The organism is Terrabacter sp. C0L_2, assembly GCF_036352015.1.
Classification (GTDB): Bacteria; Actinomycetota; Actinomycetes; order Actinomycetales; family Dermatophilaceae; genus Terrabacter; species Terrabacter tumescens.
Window position 1 is genome coordinate 382034 of record NZ_CP143557.1, and the last position, 17865, is coordinate 399898.

The 17865-nt window shown below is 72.5% G+C and carries 15 protein-coding genes; 6 read left to right on the plus strand and 9 right to left on the minus strand.

The window, feature by feature from the left end; all coding sequences use genetic code 11:
- Positions 1-25: 25 nt before the first annotated feature.
- Positions 26-721: a hypothetical protein gene (locus tag U5C87_RS01835; protein WP_330474944.1), complete on the plus strand. Its 696-nt coding sequence runs from the start codon at positions 26-28 to the stop codon at positions 719-721.
- 129 nt (positions 722-850) lie between these two features.
- On the opposite strand, the gene U5C87_RS01840 is transcribed toward U5C87_RS01835, so the two are convergent.
- Complete coding sequence (locus U5C87_RS01840; protein WP_330474945.1) at positions 851-4135, minus strand: response regulator; 3285 nt, start codon at positions 4133-4135, stop codon at positions 851-853.
- Between the two features lie 193 nt (positions 4136-4328).
- On the opposite strand from U5C87_RS01840, the gene U5C87_RS01845 reads away from it, so the two are divergent.
- Positions 4329-5078, plus strand: coding sequence for a VIT1/CCC1 transporter family protein (locus U5C87_RS01845; RefSeq protein WP_330474946.1), 750 nt, complete (start codon positions 4329-4331; stop codon positions 5076-5078).
- A gap of 147 nt (positions 5079-5225) precedes the next feature.
- Here the strand turns inward: U5C87_RS01845 and U5C87_RS01850 are convergent, their stop codons facing one another.
- Complete coding sequence (locus U5C87_RS01850; RefSeq protein WP_330474947.1) at positions 5226-6887, minus strand: APC family permease; 1662 nt, start codon at positions 6885-6887, stop codon at positions 5226-5228.
- 343 nt (positions 6888-7230) lie between these two features.
- On the opposite strand from U5C87_RS01850, the gene U5C87_RS01855 reads away from it, so the two are divergent.
- Positions 7231-9435, plus strand: coding sequence for a DEAD/DEAH box helicase (locus U5C87_RS01855; protein WP_330474948.1), 2205 nt, complete (start codon positions 7231-7233; stop codon positions 9433-9435).
- A 98-nt stretch (positions 9436-9533) separates the two neighbouring features.
- Positions 9534-10277, plus strand: a complete 744-nt coding sequence (locus U5C87_RS01860) for a phosphotransferase family protein (RefSeq protein ID WP_330474949.1) — start codon at positions 9534-9536, stop codon at positions 10275-10277.
- A gap of 11 nt (positions 10278-10288) precedes the next feature.
- Here the strand turns inward: U5C87_RS01860 and U5C87_RS01865 are convergent, their stop codons facing one another.
- The 6 genes from U5C87_RS01865 to U5C87_RS01890 all read right to left on the minus strand — a co-directional run bounded on the left by U5C87_RS01865 (position 10289) and on the right by U5C87_RS01890 (position 15508).
- Positions 10289-10540: an acyl carrier protein gene (locus tag U5C87_RS01865; protein ID WP_330474950.1), complete on the minus strand. Its 252-nt coding sequence runs from the start codon at positions 10538-10540 to the stop codon at positions 10289-10291.
- Between the two features lie 5 nt (positions 10541-10545).
- Complete coding sequence (locus U5C87_RS01870; protein ID WP_330474951.1) at positions 10546-11994, minus strand: 2-oxo acid dehydrogenase subunit E2; 1449 nt, start codon at positions 11992-11994, stop codon at positions 10546-10548.
- Positions 11987-12853, minus strand: a complete 867-nt coding sequence (locus tag U5C87_RS01875) for an alpha-ketoacid dehydrogenase subunit beta (protein WP_330474952.1) — start codon at positions 12851-12853, stop codon at positions 11987-11989. Before U5C87_RS01875 ends, U5C87_RS01870 begins: the two co-directional genes overlap by 8 nt.
- Positions 12854-12908: 55 nt before the next feature.
- A complete protein-coding gene (locus U5C87_RS01880; RefSeq protein WP_330474953.1) occupies positions 12909-13085 on the minus strand; it encodes a hypothetical protein in 177 nt (58 codons plus the stop codon).
- The gene (pdhA, locus tag U5C87_RS01885) at positions 13082-14095 is read right to left on the minus strand and encodes a pyruvate dehydrogenase (acetyl-transferring) E1 component subunit alpha (protein ID WP_330474954.1); all 1014 of its coding nucleotides are present in this window, start codon (positions 14093-14095) and stop codon (positions 13082-13084) included. Before pdhA ends, U5C87_RS01880 begins: the two co-directional genes overlap by 4 nt.
- An 81-nt stretch (positions 14096-14176) precedes the next feature.
- Complete coding sequence (locus tag U5C87_RS01890; protein WP_330474955.1) at positions 14177-15508, minus strand: AMP-binding protein; 1332 nt, start codon at positions 15506-15508, stop codon at positions 14177-14179.
- Positions 15509-15795: 287 nt separating this feature from the next.
- Here U5C87_RS01890 and U5C87_RS01895 point away from each other — a divergent pair, with 287 nt between their 5' ends.
- Positions 15796-16263 (plus strand): Hsp20/alpha crystallin family protein, encoded by a 468-nt coding sequence (locus tag U5C87_RS01895; protein WP_330474956.1) that lies wholly within the window; start codon positions 15796-15798, stop codon positions 16261-16263.
- A gap of 26 nt (positions 16264-16289) precedes the next feature.
- Positions 16290-17330: a zinc-dependent alcohol dehydrogenase family protein gene (locus U5C87_RS01900; protein ID WP_330476650.1), complete on the plus strand. Its 1041-nt coding sequence runs from the start codon at positions 16290-16292 to the stop codon at positions 17328-17330.
- Positions 17331-17355: 25 nt separating this feature from the next.
- On the opposite strand, the gene U5C87_RS01905 is transcribed toward U5C87_RS01900, so the two are convergent.
- Positions 17356-17856, minus strand: a complete 501-nt coding sequence (locus tag U5C87_RS01905) for a GNAT family N-acetyltransferase (protein WP_330474957.1) — start codon at positions 17854-17856, stop codon at positions 17356-17358.
- Positions 17857-17865 lie beyond the last annotated feature (9 nt).

Below are 17865 nucleotides of genomic sequence, written 5' to 3' on the forward strand. Positions count from 1 at the left end.
AGGCAGCCGCCGGACCGTGATCCCCATGAGCAACGAGTCCACGCCCCAGGTGCCGGCGGAGCAGCCGAAGCCGGCGCTCCCGCAGTTCGACCCGAGCGGCCCGGCGACCGCGGACGACACGCAGCACCTGCCGACGGCGGCGACGAGCGAGATCCCCGTGACCCCGCCGTCCACGCCGTACGCGTATGCCGTGTCGCCGGGTGCCGCGGCCCCCATCGCCGGGCCGGGTGTGCCGCTCTCACCCACCGGCCTGCCTGTTCGCGAGAACGGGAACTCGGGCGACGGGTCGCGTTGGAACGCGAAGAAGACGGCCGTGACCGCCGGGCTCGCCATCGTGCTCGCGTCGGCGGGCGCCGTCGCCGCGGCCGCAGCTATGCCGTCAGGCTCGTCCGGGGACGACGGCGGCTTCCGCGGTCCGGGCGGGGGCCGCAACTTCCAGTTCCCGGGTGGTCAGCGTGGCCAGCAGAACCAGCAGGGCCAGCAGGGCCAGCAGGGCCTCCAAGGTTTGCAGAACCAGCAGGGCACGACGCCGCAGCAGCTGCCGAACCTGCAGAACGGCGGGGGCCTGAACGGCATCGACCCCAACCAGCTGAGCCAGCTCGACCCGCGGGACCTGCTCCGCCAGCTGGGCCAGGGCGGACCAGGTTCGGACCTGTTCTCCGACGACCAGGACCAGGACGACTCCGGCTCGAGCGGCACCGGCGGCGCCCACACCACCTGACGCCAGGACCACGGGAGCCAGCCGCACACCCTGCAGCCAGCGGCACACGGTGCACGGTGTGCCGCTGACCCGGCCGTGTGTCGGCGCGGACCTGCGGAGCAGGCGCGACCCCGGTCCGGGGGCAACCTCTCAGGAGGATGCGCGCAGCGACCGGGCGTAGTGCTCGAGGGCGGTGACGGCGTGATCCGCCTCCTCGTCGAGGCGCGACAGCAGGGCGTCGTCGGCGAGCTGGCCCGCGGCGCCGAGGTCCTCGATGTTCAGGCACACCTCGGCGAGGGCCGTCGCCCCGAGGTTGGCCGCAGTTCCCTTGAGCGCGTGGGCGATCCGACCCTGGGTGCCGGCATCACCTGAGGCGCGCGCGTCGCGCAGCTCGGTGACCCGCTGACGGGCACCCACCCCGAACCGGTCGATGAAGCGCAGCAGCATCGATGGGTCGCCAGGGTCGAGATCGAGCAGCTCCTCGAGCCGTCCGTGGTCGAGCACCCCGGCGCCGTCGCCCTGCTCCGGACCATCGACGGGACCGTCGACGGGCGCGGCCTGGTCGGGCGAGACGCGCGCACCGGGCGCTTCGGGCGCACCGGGCACATCGGCCCCGGCGCCGACAGCCTTCAGTGACCTCGGCCCGGCCTCGCCACCGGTCCACCGACGCAGCGTCGCCGCGAGCAGCGCGACGTCGATCGGCTTGGTGAGGAAGTCGTCCATACCGGCCTGCAGGCAGCGCTCGCGCTCGCCCGCGATGGCCGACGCCGTCATGGCGATGACCGGCACGCGTCGACCCGTCTGCTCGCGCTCGCGGATGGCGCGGGTCGCCGCGTAGCCGTCCATCTGCGGCATCTGGCAGTCCATGAGGACGGCGACGAAGTCGTCGCCGTGCGCACGGTGCGCCTCGACGCCCTCCACCCCGTTGCCGGCGAGCACGACCGCGTAGCCGAGGCTCTCGAGCACGCCCTGCGCGACGAGCTGGTTGACCTCGTTGTCCTCGACGACGAGGACTGTGCCGAGGTGCCCGTCGGACCCCGGCGAGGCGACCACCGGCCGCACCTTCTCGGCCGCGAGGTGCCGACCGGCGACGTCTGCCATGGCGTCGAAGAGCGAGGACGGCATGACGGGCGCCGTCAGGACCGCGTCGACCCCGGCCTCTCCCGAGCTCGCCACGTCGGGTGGGGGCACGTGCGCGCAGACGAGCACGACGCGTACGCCCGCGAAGCGCTCGTCCGAGCGGATCATCCGTGCGACCTGGAGCCCGGCGGCGCCCGACGCGGGGTCGTCGAGCACGACGACGTCGACGGGACTGCCGCTGCGGTCGGCCCGGTCGAGCTGGACGAGGCCGTCGACACCGGAGTCCGCCGACGTCACCGTCATCGCCCACGTGGTCAGCTGCTCCTCGACGCGTGCGCGGTGCAGCACGTCGGCCCCGACGACGAGGACCCGCAGCCCCGACACGGCGGCGGTCTGCGAGGCGGAGCGTCCGGCCGTGCGCGTCGAGGCAGTCCCGAAGCCGGCGGTGAACCAGAAGGTGCTGCCCTCGCCCGGCTCGCTCTCGACCCCGATCTCGCCGCCGAAGGCCGTGACGATCTGGCGGCTGATCGCGAGGCCGAGGCCGGTGCCGCCGTACTCGCGCGTCGTCGACGAGTCGCCCTGCGAGAACGACTCGAACAGCCGCGAGCGCACCTGCGGAGCGATCCCGGCGCCGGTGTCGGTGACCTCGACGCGCAGCACCGGACCCGTGGCGGTCATCCGCTCGAGGCCCAGGTGGATGGTGACGCTGCCCGCGTCGGTGAACTTCACGGCGTTGGTCGTGAGGTTGGCGACGACCTGCCCGAAGCGCACCGGGTCGCCCGACACCATGTAGGGCACGTCGGGACCGTGGGCGACCGACAGGTCGAGGGACTTGGCGCGGGCCCGCTCGGCGAGCAGCGCGACGCTGCGCTCGAGCACCGCCGCCGGGTCGAAGTCGACGGCCTCGAGCTCGAGCCGGCCGGCCTCGATCTTGGACAGGTCGAGGATGTCGTTGACGAGCCCGAGCAGCACCCGCCCGGCCTGGTCGATGCCGTCGGACAGTCGGCGCTGGTAGGTCGTCAGCTCGGTGCGCCCGAGCAGCTCGGCAAGCCCGATGACGCCGTTGAGCGGCGTGCGGATCTCGTGGCTCATCGTCGCGAGGAACTCCGACTTGGCGCGCGAGGCCTCCTCGGCGGCGTCGCGGGCCTGCTCGAGCCGCTCGGCCGTCCACTCCCGGTCGGCGACGCGCGCGAAGAGGGAGGTGATCTGCGAGATCGTCGCGGCGTCGGTCTCGACCGGCGGGGCGGCGCTGCGCATGTCGAGCACGACGACGCAGGCCACGCGGCCCTCGTTGACGACGGGCACGGCGACGATCGTCGAACCCTCGTGCGACGGCCCGGCGACGACCGACGCGCTCGACACCGCCCGGGTCGCGAACTCCAGGCCGGCAGCGACGGACAGGCTGCTCACCTCGACGTCCTCTCCCGGCCGGATCGGGTCGGCGAGGCGGCCCTCGACGTCGACGACCGAGCCGAGCACCGGCCGCCACGTGGTGTGCCGAGCCACCTCCCGGAGGATCGCCGGGATGGCCTCGTCGAGCGTCGCGGACTCGTTGGCCGCGGTGGCCATGGCCGTCACGAGGCCGAGCGCCTGCTCGGCATCCTTCTTCTCCGTGATGTCCTGCGTCGTGCCACCCATGCGGATCGCGCGCCCCTCGGGGTCGCGCGTGACGAGTCCCCGGCCGCGGATCCACGCGATCTCGCCGTTGCTCTGCACGACCCGGGCGTCGAACTCGAAGGAGTCCTCCGACTCCAGGGCGGCGCCGACGACCCGTGCGACGAGGGCCCGGTCGTCGGCGTGGATGCGCGCGAGGAAGCCCTCGTAGGTCGGCGTGAGGTCGGTGCGGTCGAGGCCGTAGATGCGGTAGAGCTCGTCGGACCACGACACCCGGTCGGCGCCGACGTCCCACTCCCAGCTGCCGATCTTGGCGATCGACTGGGCCTCGGCCAGCTGGTCGAGCAGCCTGCGCTGGTCGCTGTGCTCGCTGACCCGGTGCATCCAGCCGCGTCGCGTGCCCGTCTCGTCGAGCAGCGGGGTGTGCGACACGAGCGCCCAGAAGCGGTTGCCGTGGGCGTCGAGCAGGCTGCACTCGATGTTGTCGCCCGGCACGCCCTGCGTCGCGAGCTCCTCGAGGTGGTGGCGGAACTGCTCCTTGCCGATGTCGTCGACCGCGTCGAAGACCGAGAAGCCGACCATGTCGTCAGGGTCGCGGCCGAGCAGCTCGGCCATCCGCCCGTTGGCGAAGAGCGTGCGGCCCGCCTCGTCGAAGACCCAGAGCCCGTCAGGCGAGGCCGCGACCATCCAGCGGTAGAGGTCCTCCCCCACCGTGCCGTCCTCGCCCCGAACGCCCGACATGTCCTGATCCTCGCGCATGTGGGGCCGCCGCGCGCGAATGTCGCCGTCATCGGCCCGGGCGGGTCGTCAGGTGAGCCTCACCTACCGTGACACCCCACGGGCCGGGTGCGACGATCAGGGTCGAGCCAGCCTCACGCCAACGTCCCGCTGCCCGTCAGCGACCCCCAGCGAAACAGCGATCGGAGCACCACCCATGTCCGAGGTCCGCGCGTCCGAAGAGCCGACGCCCACCGACTCGAACCACGACCGCGACGAGCCCCACGACGCGAACGTGGGCAGCCGGCTCAACTGGCTGCGGGCCGGTGTCCTCGGCGCCAACGACGGCATCGTCTCGACGGCCGGTGTCGTCGTGGGTGTGGCCGGTGCCACCGCGGACAAGGGCGCCATCGTGCTCGCCGGGATCGCGGCCCTGTCGGCCGGCGCCATGTCGATGGCCGCCGGCGAGTACGTCTCGGTCAGCACCCAGCGCGACTCCGAGCGCGCCCTCATCGAGCTCGAGACGCGCGAGCTGCGCGAGGACCCCGAGGGCGAGCTAGAGGAGCTGACCCAGATCTACGAGGCGAAGGGGATGCGCCGCGAGCTCGCCGAGGAGGTCGCCCGCGAGCTCAGCGCGCACGACGCGCTCGCCGCGCACGCCGAGGCCGAGCTCGGCATCGACCCGAACGACCTGACGAACCCCTGGCACGCCGCCGGCGCCTCGATGCTGGCCTTCGTCGTCGGGGCCATCCTCCCGATGCTGACGATCACCTTCAGCCCGGCGACCTACCGCATCCACGTCACGGTCCTCAGCGTCGCCGCCGCCCTCGCCCTCACGGGCTGGGCCAGCGCGCGCCTCGGGCGAAGCCCCGCCACGCGAGCCGTGCTGCGCAACGTCGGTGGCGGTCTGCTCGCCATGGGCGTGACGTATGCCATCGGCGCGCTCGTCGGGGTCAACCTGGGCTGAGCGGGTCGCTAGGCACACCCGCACACGGCGTGCGGCACACGGCATACGAACCGCTGCGTTCGACCGGCGAGAGATACGAGCTGCCCGCACGACTCCGCCGCCCCGCCACTGACGGGCGACGGGGCGGCGGGGCGGCGGGCGGGACCGTCAGCTGCTCTGCAGCTGGTGCTCCTCCACGGCGGCCTCCCGAGTCGTCGCGTCGATGTAGGCACGGGCCTGGTCGTCGGGCAGCCGGATCCGGTAGGCCATGACGTAGATGGCGAGCGAGACGACGAAGAGCACCGGGATCGCGGTGCCGAAGCCGATGAGCCCGAGGCCGCCGTCGTAGTCGCCGAGCCACGACACGAGTGTCAGCGAGCCCAGCCACGGCAGCACCCACAGTCCGGCCTTGAGGTCGAGCGACTGTCCGCTCAGGACTGCCGTGGCCGAGAAGACGGCGAGCAGGACGAAGCCGATGAGCACGGCGACCATGAGCTTCCAGTCGGTCTGCCACCCCGACCAGTAGACGATGAGGTTCGAGCCCCAGAAGGCGAGGAACGGGATGACGTGCCCGCCCGGCAGGCGGAAGGGACGCTCGGCGTCCGGCACCTGCTTGCGCAGCGCGGCCAGCACGAGCGGACCGGACGCGAAGGAGAGCACGGTGGCGGACGTGATGAACCCGACGAGCTGCTGCCAGCTCGGGAACGGCAGGAACGCGATGAGCCCGATGACGAAGGCGAGGACGAGCCCGATGACCGGCGCGCCACGCTCGCTGGTGCGGGCCAGGGCCTTCGGTGCGTTGCCGTTGCGCGCCATCGCGAAGGAGATGCGCGACGTGACCGTCGTGTAGATCAGGCCGGTGTCGCCGGGAGAGACGATCGCGTCGACGTACAGCAGGATCGCGAGCCATCCCATGCCGAGGATCGTCGCGAGGGCGGCGAGGGGGCCGAAGTCGTTCTTGAACGCCAGGCTGGCCCACCCGCCCGACGAGCTGAGCGTCGCCGGGTCGAGCGCGCCGATGAAGGCGACCTGTAGGAGGACGTAGATGACAGCCGTGATGAGCACCGACCCGATGACCGCGAGCGGCACGTTGCGCTTCGGGTTGTCGGTCTCGCCCGCGAGCTCGATGCCCTGCCGGAAACCGAGGTAGGAGAAGACGATCCCGCTCGTGGCGATGGCGGTGAAGACCCCGTGCCAGCCCGAGGGCGTGAAGCCGTGGCTCGTGAAGTTGTCGCCGTGGAAGGCCGCGACGAAGAACGCGACGATGACGAGCAGGATGATGAAGAGCTTCCAGGACACGAGCGCGTTGTTGATGCGCGCGAACCAGCGGACGCCGTAGTAGTTGATGACGACGAAGACCGCCATGAGCACGACCGCGGCGGTGTAGCCGAGCGGGGTCAGCGTGTAGACCGGCTCGCCGGCGATCATGTGCTTGGTCGTGAAGTCGGCGTACTGGGTGCCGTACTGCAGCGCCGCCTCGACCTCGATCGGGGCCGTGGTGCCGACCGCCACGTAGGTGATCCACCCGCTCGTGAAGCTCGCGAAGTTGCCGAACGCCATGTGCGGGAAGCGGACGACGCCGCCGGACAGCGGGAACATCGTTCCCAGCTCGGCGTAGCAGAGCGCGATGAGCATGATGAGGATCGCGCCGAAGACCCACGACAGGATCGAGGCCGGGCCGGCCTGCTGCGAGGCGTTGAGGGCACCGAAGAGCCATCCGGACCCGATGATCGAGCCGACACTCGCAAAGAGCAGGCCGACGACGCCGACGTGCCGTTTGAGGACCGGCGTCTGCTGTTCGTCTCTGGCTCTGGTCTCGACTGTTGCCATGGGTTGCCTCTCGTCGCGCGGTCGTATCGCCGCCTCGGTGCGGCGCTACGCGGCAGAGGACGTACCCAATCGCGACAAATCGCACCAAAGGGGTGCGCCCCACGCACGACGACGACGCGCGCGGCACGGCCACACGGCATACGGCCCGATCCGTGCTGGCGGGGCTGTAGAGTCGAGGTGTCCCAGCGCCCGTCCGTGGCGCGTCCGCCGGTCCGGCGCTCGGGGCATCGGGCGCGCGATGGCGCGTCCACCGGGACTCGAGCCGAGTCCGCCGCCGACACTTTCGTCAGGGTGTCGCCCGGGGGCCAGCCCGCTCGACGTCCTCCGCGTCATCAGGAGGAACATGGCAACGCGCGTCCGCCGCCGACCGACCGACGGCCAGGGCCCCAAGCAGGGGTCGAAGCAGGGCTCCAAGCAGGGCCAGAGCTCCGGCCTGCGCAAGACCACGCAGCGCCGTGACGAGCCGGCCCCGCTCATCCCCGTGCTCGCGCGCCGGGTCCGCGAGGTCGAGGCCCGAGTCTCGAGCAAGGGCAAGGCCAGCCCGACGAACCGGACGAAGTTCCTCGTCGTGGCGCTGCTCATGCGCTCGGAGCGCTCCCGCGTGCGTGAGGACACCTCGATCCCGTCGGCCACGCGCGCCGACCTGCTCAAGCGCCTCGACGGCATCGCGACGATCCTCGCCCAGGTCGCCGCCCGGGACACGAGCCTGCTGACGCTCCTCGACGCCAACGCCAAGCCGGGTCCCGCCGCGCAGCAGATGCGCCGCGACTGGCTCCTCGAGTCGGGCGCCGAGCTCGCCGAGGAGGACCTCGTCATCCAGGCCCCCGAGCCCCCGCGGCCGGTCGTCCCGCCGCAGATCGCGGCCCGCCAGGTCACGCCGCAGTCGGTCCCGTCCCGCGCGCTCGCCAACCCGTTCCTGACGCCCGACCTCACCCGCGGGCACAGCGACTACCTCCCCGGCCGCCTCGCCGGGTGGGACCTGCTGAGCCCGCTCTACCGCGCCTTCGAGCAGGGCGCCGGCGGCGAGGCCGCGTCGATGGAGCTGCCGCCGACGCCGCAGATCGACCGCTTCTCCCCGCCCGGCTCGCAGCTCATGGTCCATCAGTCCCGCTTCCTGCAGAGCGTCCAGGAGGGGCACCGCACCTTCCTGCTCGCCGACGAGCCCGGCCTCGGCAAGACGGCCCAGTCGGTCATGGCCGCCTCGATCGCCGGCGCCTACCCGATGCTCGCCGTCGTGCCCAACGTCGTGAAGATCAACTGGGCCCGCGAGGTCGAGCGCTGGACGCCGCAGCGCCGCGTCACGGTCATCCACGGCGACGGCAACGACGTCGACGCGTTCGCCGACGTCTTCGTCGTCAACTACGAGATCCTCGACCGGCACTTCGGGTGGCTCTCGAGCTTCGGCTTCCGCTCGATGGTCGTCGACGAGGCGCACTTCATCAAGAACCTCAGCTCGCAGCGCTCGCAGCAGGTGCTCGCGCTCGGCGACCGCCTGCGCGAGACGACGCCCGGCGGCGACCCGCTGCTCATCGCCCTCACCGGCACGCCGCTCATCAACGACGTCAAGGACTTCGACGCGATCTGGCGCTTCCTCGGCTGGATCAAGGACGGCAAGCCGACCGCCCCGATCCTGCGGCGCCTCGACGAGACCGGCCACACGCCGGCCGACCGCGCCTTCTACCCCGAGGCGCGCCGCGCCGTCATCGACATGGGCATCGTGCGCCGCCGCAAGGTCGACGTCGCCAAGGACCTGCCCGACAAGCGGATCGCCGACATCACCGTCGAGCTCGACGACGACCTCGGCCGCTCGATCCGCGAGGCAGAGCGCGCCCTCGGACGGCGTCTGGCCGAGCGCTACCGCGCCCTGCTGGCCCAGGGCGAGGGGCGCGAGGAGGACGACGAGCCCGACACCGACCTCATGCGTCGCGTCGCCGCCGCCGAGCTGCGCTCGACCTCGGCCGAGAAGGGCACCGACAACGTCTTCTCGCTCGTGCGCCGCATCGGCCAGGCCAAGTCGACGCTCGCTGCCGACTACGCCGTGCAGCTGTCGCACTCGGTGGGCAAGGTCGTCTTCTTCGCCAAGCACATCGACGTCATGGACGCGGCCGAGCGGGTGCTGGCCTCGGCCGGCCTGCGCACCGTGTCGGTGCGCGGCGACCAGACCTCCAAGCAGCGGCAGGAGGCGATCGACGCGTTCCAGAAGGACCCGGAGGTGGCCGTCGCCGTCTGCTCGCTGACGGCTGCCGGAGTCGGCCTCAACCTGCACGCCGCCTCCAACGTCGTGCTCGCCGAGCTGTCGTGGACCGCGGCCGAGCAGCAGCAGGCCATCGACCGCGTGCACCGCATCGGCCAGGACGAGCCGGTCACCGCCTGGCGCATCCTCGCCTCGGGCACCATCGACTCCAAGATCGCCGAGCTCATCGACGCCAAGCAGGGGCTCGCCGCGCGTGCCCTCGACGGCAGCGACGAGGACATCACCGCGGGCGACACCCTCCAGCTCGAGGCGCTCGTGCAGCTGCTCCGCCAGGCCCTGGAGTCGCCCCGCTGAGGCGAGCCCTCCCGGGCTCGGCGCTGCTTGACGCTCCCCCTGCTGCCCCGCGACAAACCGGTGGGAGTCGCTCGGCCTCGTGCGCGAGACTGACCGGTGTGGACGAGGTCGAGGTCGTCGTGGGGCACCAGGAGCGGACGACGCTGCGGGTCGGGGAGATGTTCCTCAAGGTCGACGCCGACCCCGCGCGCACCGCGTTCGAGGCCGAGGCGACGAGGACGGCGCCCGTCCCGACGCCCGAGGTGCTGTGGCACCAGCCGTCGGTGCTCGCGCTCGCCGCGCTCCGGGGCAGGCCCCTCGGTCGCCTGGGCGAGCGCTCGACCGCGGGGCCGGCCGCCTGGACCGCGGCGGGTGCTGTGGTCAGGGCGCTGCACGACGCACCGCTGCCACCCTGGCCCGGGCCCGGGCCCGATCTCGACGAGCGGGCGTCTAGCCTCGCGGACGAGTGCGCGTGGCTGCTGGCCGACGAGGTGCTCCCTGCCGACCTCGTCGAGCGGGGCCGCCAGGTGGCCGAGGCCGCGCTCCGGCCGTGGTCGCCTGTGTTCGTGCACGGGGACCTGCAGGTGGCCCACGTGTTCGTCGACGGCGACGAGGTGACCGGCGTCCTCGACTGGTCCGAGGCCGGTCGGGGCGATGCCCTGTGGGACCTCGCCACGCTGACGATGGGACACCCGGAGCACCTCGACGACGTCGTCGCGGGCTACGGCACCGACGTCGACCTCGACGTGATCCGCGGCTGGTGGGCGCTGCGCAGCCTGACGGCGATCCGCTGGCTCGTCGAGCACGGCTTCGACCCGAGCGCGCCGGGCTGCGAGGTCGACGTGCTCAAGGCCCAGCTGTGAGGCCGTAGGCCTCAGCCGGCGCGACGGGCGCCGCGCTCCAGGAAGGCCGTGGCCGAGTCGATGGTGCGCAGCTGGTCGGCGTCGTCGTCCTCGATGCGGAAGCCGGCCCGCTTGCCGAGCCGCTCGACGAGCTCGACGAAGTCCAGTGAGTCGAGCTCGAAGGTGTCGCGCAGGTCCGTGTCGCCCGGCAGGCCGTCGAGGCTCGCGTCGGGCACGATCTCGCGCAGCACGGTCTCGAGCATCGTCCTCGTCGTCGTGTCCATGGCGCTCAGAGCTCCTCAGGTGTCTGCAGCAGTCGGTCGATCGTCTTGAGCAGCCGAGACCCCGTCGCGCCGTCGGTGGCGCGGTGGTCCCCCGCGAGGCTGACCGTGACGAGATGGCGCACGCCGAGCATCCCGTCGACGGCCCACGGCCGCTCCGACACGGCACCGAAACCGACGAGCGCGACCTGCGGCGGGTAGATGACGCCGAGCACGCTGTCGACCCCCTGGTCCCCGAGGTTGGACACGGTGATGCTCGGCTGCACGAGGTCGGACCCACGCAGCCTCCCGGCCCGGGCCCGACGGGTCAGCTCGCGGATCCGCACCATCGTCTCGTCGACGGTGAGGCGGTCGGCGCCCGCGATGGCCGGCACGAGCAGGCCGCCGGTGCGCAGCGACAGGATGAGCCCGAGGTCGACGTCGGGTGCGGGGCGGAAGCCGCCGTCGACCCAGTGCCCGTTGAGCTCGGGCACGGCCCGCGCGGCCCGCGCGGTCGCCGCGAGCAGGAGCGCCGCGGGGACGAGCCGGTCGGCCATCTCGAGCTCCCGGTTGCGCTCCTTCATCCACGTGATGCTGCGGTGCAGGTCGACGGTGAGGGTGAGGTGGTAGTGCGGGATCTCCCGGTTGGAGACGGTCATCAGCGCGGCGATGCTGTGGCGCATGTCGCTCATCGGCGTGCCCGCGGTGACAGCCGTGGTCGGCTCGGACGTCGTGGTGGGCTCAGGCGCCACCGGAGCGACCGGGGCCGCCGGGACGGAGGGGGTCGTATGCCGTGTCGCGCGGCGCACGTCGTCCGCGCGGATCGCGCCGCCCGCCCCGCTGCCGATGACCGCCGCGAGGTCGACGCTCTCCTCGGCGGCGAGCCGCCGCGCGAGCGGCGTGACCCTCTGCCGCAGCGACGGACCCGGTGCTGTCGGTGCCGCCACTGCCGGCGCGGCCGTCCCAGCCGCTGCCGCAACGAGGGGGACCGGTGCGGCAGCGGGTGGGGCGGCTGCGGAGGCAGCAGCAGCGGCCGCCTGCTCGACGTCGTGCCGGGTGACGGCCCCGTCGCGTCCGGTGCCCCGGATGGTCGTCGGGTCGACGCCGAGCTCCCGGGCCCGGTGCCGCAGCACCGGCGACAGGCCGGGCGCCGTGAGTCGCGGAGGTGTAGGCGCCGCGAGCTCGGGTGTCGGCGGAGCAGGCTGGGCGACAACGGGTTCCGGGACTGCCGGCACGGCTGCCGCACCCTCGCCGAGCCGGGCCAGGGCCCATCCCACCGGCACCGTCTCGCCCTCCTCGACGAGCAGCTCCTCGACCGTGCCGGTGTCGAAGCACTCGACCTCCACGGTCGACTTCGGCGTCTCGACGACGGCGACGATGTCGCCCCGGTGCACGGGGTCACCGACCTTGACGAGCCACTCGACGAGCTTGCCCGACTCCATGTCGGCGCCGAGCGACGGCATCCGGAACTCAGCCACGAGGCCCCACCGCCCGACGCGCGGCCGCGACGACGTCGGCCGGCTGCGGCAGCGCGGCCTCCTCGAGGTGGTGTGGATAGGGCACGGGCACCTCTGCGCCACAGACCCGCTCGACCGGGGCGTCCAGCTCGTAGAAGGCCTGCTCGGCGATCCGCGCCGACACCTCGGCCGCGAGGCTGCCGGTGCGCCAGGCCTCGTCGACGACGACGACCCGGTGCGTGCGCGTCACGGACTCGATGACTGTCTCGTCGTCGAGCGGGCGCAGCACCCGGAGGTCGACCACCTCGGCCGATATGCCCTCTGCCGCAAGCAGGTCCGCCGCGGCGAGTGCCTTGCCCAGCCCACCGGCATACGCGATGAGGGTGACGTCGGTGCCGTTGCGGCGCACGGCGGCGTGCTCGATGTCGACGGCCACAGGCTCGGCGGGCAGGGTGCCAGCGAGGTTGTAGAGCGAGCCGTGCTCGAAGATGACGACGGGGTCGGGGTCGGCGAGCGCCGGCGCGAGCATGCCGCGCGCGTCCTCGAGCGTCGCCGGGGCGAGCACGCGGATGCCGGGGATCGAGGCGTACCAGCCCTCGAGGCTGTGCGAGTGCTGCGCGGCGAGCTGTCGCCCGGCGCCGGTGGTCATGCGGATGACGAGCGGCACGGACAGCTGACCGCCCGACATGTGCCGCAGGGTCGCCGCGTTGTTGACGATCTGGTCGAGCGCCAGGAGGCTGAAGTTGACCGTCATGATCTCGACGATGGGCCGCATCCCGCGCAGTGCCGCGCCGATCCCGGCGCCCGTGAACGCCGACTCCGACAGGGGCGTGTCGCGGATCCGGTCCTCGCCGAACTCCTCGAGCAGCCCGAGGCTCACGGCGAACGACCCGCCGTAGCGGCCGACGTCCTCGCCGAGCAGGAAGACCCGTGGGTCAGACCCGTGGGTCGGCTCGCAGCGCCTCGCGGTGGGCCTCGCGCAGGGCCTCGCGGTAGGTCGTCGCGACGGGGGCGCCGCCCGCTCCCGTGCTGTCGGCCGTCTCCGTCGTGCGCTCCGTGGGTCCCCGGCTCGTCACCTTGTGCCCGGTTGCCGTCGTGGGATGCCTGCTCATGACGCACTCCCCGCCGCAGCCGTCTCGCCCGCGACCGTCGTCACGAACCGGGTGAGTCCCTCGACCGGCTCGAGCGGCGCGGCGTCCGCGGTCTCGACGGCCGCCGCGATCTCCGCATCGACCTCGGCCTCGACCCGCGCCCGCCACTGCTCGACCTGGGCTGCCGTCATGAGCTTCTCGTCGACGAGCCGGGTGGCGAGCGCCTGGATCGGGTCGAGCTGCTTCCACCGCTCGATCTCGTCCTTGGTGCGGTAGCGGTCGGGGTCGTACATCGAGTGCGCGCGGTAGCGGTAGGTCCGCAGCTCGAGGAAGCACGGCTGCCCGCTGTCGCGCACGTAGGCCAGCGCCCGCTCGGTCGCCTCCCGCACGGCGAGGACGTCCATCCCGTCGACCGCCCAGGCCACCATGCCGTATGCCGCGGCTCGCGTGGCGAGGTCCGTGGCCGCGTGCTCCCGGGCGAGGGCCGTGCCCATCGCGTAGCGGTTGTTCTCGCAGCAGAAGAGGACCGGCAGGTGCCAGAGCGCGGCGAGGTTGGCGCTCTCGTGGAACTCGCCCTCGGCGAAGGCGCCGTCACCGAAGAGGCAGACGGTCACGGCGGGGTCGGCGGTCAGGTGGTCGGCGAGCGCGAGCCCGGTCGCGACGGGGAGACCGCCAGCGACGATGGCGTTGCCGCCGTAGAAGCGGCGGGAGGCGTCGAAGAGGTGCATCGAGCCACCGCGCCCGCCGCTGCACCCGGTCGCCCGGCCGAACATCTCGGCCATGACCGAGTCCATGGGCACGCCCCGGGCGAGGGCGTGCCCGTGCTCGCGGTAGGTCGACACGACGGCGTCGGCCTCGGCCAGCGCGCCGACGACGCCGACCGCGACGGCCTCCTCGCCGATGCACAGGTGCAGGAAGCCACGGATCTTGGTAGCGCTGCAGAGCTCGGCGCACTTCTCCTCGAAGCGGCGGATGCGGATCATCTCGCGCAGCAGCCCGGTGAACAGCTCGACGAACAGCTCCTCGGTCATGAGCGCCCCTCCCCCTCCGTCGTGCCCGTGCCCGCGACCTCCGTCGCGCCCCCTGTGGCGGGCCGCTCGACCGTCGAGAGGTCACCCTCGGGCAGCCCGAGCTCGCGGGCCTTGAGCAGCCGGCGCATCACCTTGCCGCTCCCCGTCGGCGTCGATGCGGGCGAGGTCGCCGCTGAGGTACCACCCGTCGGCGAACGCCTTCGCGTAGCGCTCTGGGTCGTCGAGGTAGGAGCGGAACATCGACGGCCACCCCGGCCGCAGCGCCAGCTCACCGACCTCGTCGGGGCCGAGCACCCGGACCCGACCGCCCTCGACCGCCGCCCGGCCGTCCGCTCCCTGGGCCAGCACGGCGGCCGCCACCCCTGGGACCGGGCGGCCCATCGAGCCCGGGCGCACCGGCATACCCGGGAAGTTGCTCACCATGATCGCGCCGGTCTCGGTCTGCCACCACGTGTCGTGTATCGGCAGGCCGAACGCCTCGAGACCCCACACGACGGCCTCGGGGTTGAGCGGCTCGCCGACGCTGACGACGTGGCGCAGCGCGGGGAAGGTGTGCTCGTGGGCGAGGCCGACACCGGCGCGCATCAGCATCCGCAGCGCGGTCGGAGCGGTGTAGAAGACGGTGATGCGCTCGTCCTGGAGGATGCGGTACCACCGCCGCGCGTCGAAGTCCGCGGAGTCGGTGACGATGGTGACGCCGCAGCTGAGCGGCCCGAGGATGCCGTAGGACGTGCCCGTGACCCAGCCGGGGTCGGCGGTGCACCAGTAGACGTCGCCGGGACGCAGGTCGAGCGCGAACTGCGCCGTCACGTGGTGGGCCAGGATCGCCTCGTGCACGTGGACGGCGCCCTTCGGCTTGCCCGTCGTGCCGCTCGTGAAGTGCAGCAGCGCGGGGTCGTCCGGCCGGGTGGGCGCGACGGTGAAGGTCTCGGGGTCGTATGCCGCCGCGCCGGCTGCCAGCGCCGCCGACCACGGTGTCGTCCCCGCGGGAGCATCGGCGTCACCGGCGTCGGTGAGGAGGACGTGGTCGAGTTCGGGCAGCAAGTCTCGGTGCGGCTCGACCTTGCGCACGTAGGACTGGGTGTCGGTGACGAGGACGCGGATGTGGCCGAGCCGCAGCCGCTCCACGACCGGCTCGGGCCCGAACGCCGGGAAGAGCGGGCAGTAGACGGCGCCCGCCTTGAGGGTGCCGAGGACCGTCAGGTAGAGCTCGGGCGAGCGCGGCAGGAGCGTGCAGACCCCGTCGCCGGCGCCGATGCCGATGCGACGCAGCGCCGTGGCGGTGATGTCGCTCTGCTCGCGCAGCTGCGCGTACGTCAGCTCTGCCGTTGGCGCCGTGCGGGCCAGGAAGCGGATCGCGACGGTCTGGGCGAGCTCGCCCTGCGCGTGCCGGTCGACGGCCTCATGGGCCATGTTGACGTGGCCCTCGGCGTCGCCCTGCAGCCAGTCGCGCGCACCGTCCCAGCTGAAGGTGCCCCGCCGCTCCGCGTAGTCGCCGACGAGCGGCGCAGGGAGGGCACGTGCTCGATCGGCTCCCGCTGCGCGGTGCGCCCCTGCACTGCCAAGTCGCCCATGAGGCCACGGTCCCGCCGGGTCCCGAGGGCAGGTAGGGACCAACGGCCCTGTTTCTCGGGACTCTCGCCGACGTGCACTGGTGATGGCGCCGCTGATGCCGTGCGGCGCGACGACGAGGAGGAGACATGAGCACGAACACCGGGTCGAAGGCCCCCGAGCGCCGGGCCGTCCAGCCGCGGCCGGAGCCGTTCTCGTGGGGCGAGCTGGGACCGTGGGCCGGTCGGATGCAGGACCTCATGGAGCAGATGTGGTCGCCCGGCCTGGGGGTCGGCGACTTCGCCCCGGGGGGCGAGCTGCGCGAGACCGACGACGCCTTCACGCTCGAGCTCGACCTGCCGGGCGTGGACAAGAAGGACATCACCATCGACTTCTCCGGCCGCCGGCTCAGCGTGCGTGGCACGAAGTCGACGGAGAAGGAGGGCCAGGGCACGCTGCGTCACACGACGCGGACGTCCGGCAGCTTCACCTACGAGGCGGTGCTCCCGGTCGCGGTCGACGAGAAGGCCGTGACGGCCTCGCTCGCCGACGGCGTGCTCATGGTGACGATGCCCAAGGCCACCGAGGCCAAGACGACGCACGTCGAGATCAGCTGATCGCCATGGCCGGGAACGGATCCATCATGCGGGCGCTCGTCTACCACGGCCCCGGGCAGAAGGCCTGGGAGCAGGTGGCCAAGCCGATGATCGAGGATGACACGGACGCGATCGTCAAGGTCGACACCGTCACCATCTGCGGCACCGACCTGCACATCCTCAAGGGTGACGTCGCCGCCGTGACGGACGGCCGCATCCTCGGGCACGAGGCGGTCGGGACCGTCGAGCAGGTCGGCGCCGGCGTCAAGAACGTCAAGGTCGGTGACCGCGTGCTCGTCTCCTGCATCACCGCGTGCGGTGCGTGCCGCTACTGCCGCGAGGGCAGCTACGGCCAGTGCATCGGTGGCGGCGGCTGGATCCTCGGCCACAAGATCGACGGCACACAGGCGGAGTACGTCCGTGTCCCCTTCGCGGACACGTCGACGTATGCCGTCCCCGAAGGAGTGACTGACGAGGAAGTACTCATGCTCGCCGACATCGGGCCCACGGGCTACGAGGTCGGTGTGCTGAACGGCCGGGTCTGTCCCGGTGACGTCGTAGCGGTGGTGGGCGCCGGCCCGGTCGGGCTCTCCGCCATCATGGGTGCCAAGCTCTTCAGTCCGGCGCACGTCGTGGCCATCGACCTGGCCGATGCCCGACTCGAGGCGGCCAAGCAGTTCGGGGCCGACATCACGGTGAACCCCTCGCGCGAGGACGCCGTCGCGATCCTCCGGGACCTGACGCAGGGTCTCGGGGCCGACGTCGCCATCGAGGCGGTGGGGGTGGCACCGACGTTCGAGCAGTGCACCGCCCTGGTGCGTCCGGGTGGCACTGTCGCCAACGTGGGGGTCCACGGCGGCCCGGCCACCCTGCACCTGGAGGAGCTCTGGATCAAGAACGTCACGATCACCACGGGACTCGTCGACACGTACTCGACCCCGACCCTGCTGCGGCTGCTGGCCGCCCACCACATCGACCTGGCGCGGTTCGTCACGCACCGCTTCCCGATGGCCGAGTTCATGGACGCCTACGACACGTTCGCCCGGGCGGCGGACACCGGCGCCCTCAAGGTCGTGCTGACGAGCTGAGCCCAGCTCGTCAGCCGGTCGACCCTCAGAGGTCGACGTGCATGATGCGCAGGCCCACGCGCTCCCCGCTCGGGAGCTCGTGGGCCCGCGGCACGGTGCCGACGACGGTGAAGCCGAGGCTTTCGTAGAGCCTGACCGCGCCGGTGTTCGTCGCGACCACGGCGTTGAACTGCATTGCGGCGTAGCCGGACTCGCGAGCCCAGTCGAGCGAGTCGACGACGAGCGCACGGCCCACGCCACGGCCGCGCGCCTCGCTGGAGACCATGTAGCTCGCCGTCGCGACGTGCGAGCCGGGACCCGGCCGGTTGCGCCCCATCTTCGCCGTGCCGAGCACGCGGTCACCGTCGGTGGCGACGGTGACACGGCCACCGGGGCCGTTCTCGAGCCAGATGGACCAGGCCTCCTGCTCGGTGAGGTCGAGGGGGAACGGGAAGGTGTCGCCGGCTCGGACGACCTCCTCGATGACCGGCCACACGACGGGCCAGTCGGCGTCGTCGTAGTCGCGGACAATGATCTTCGATGCCACTCGGATCGC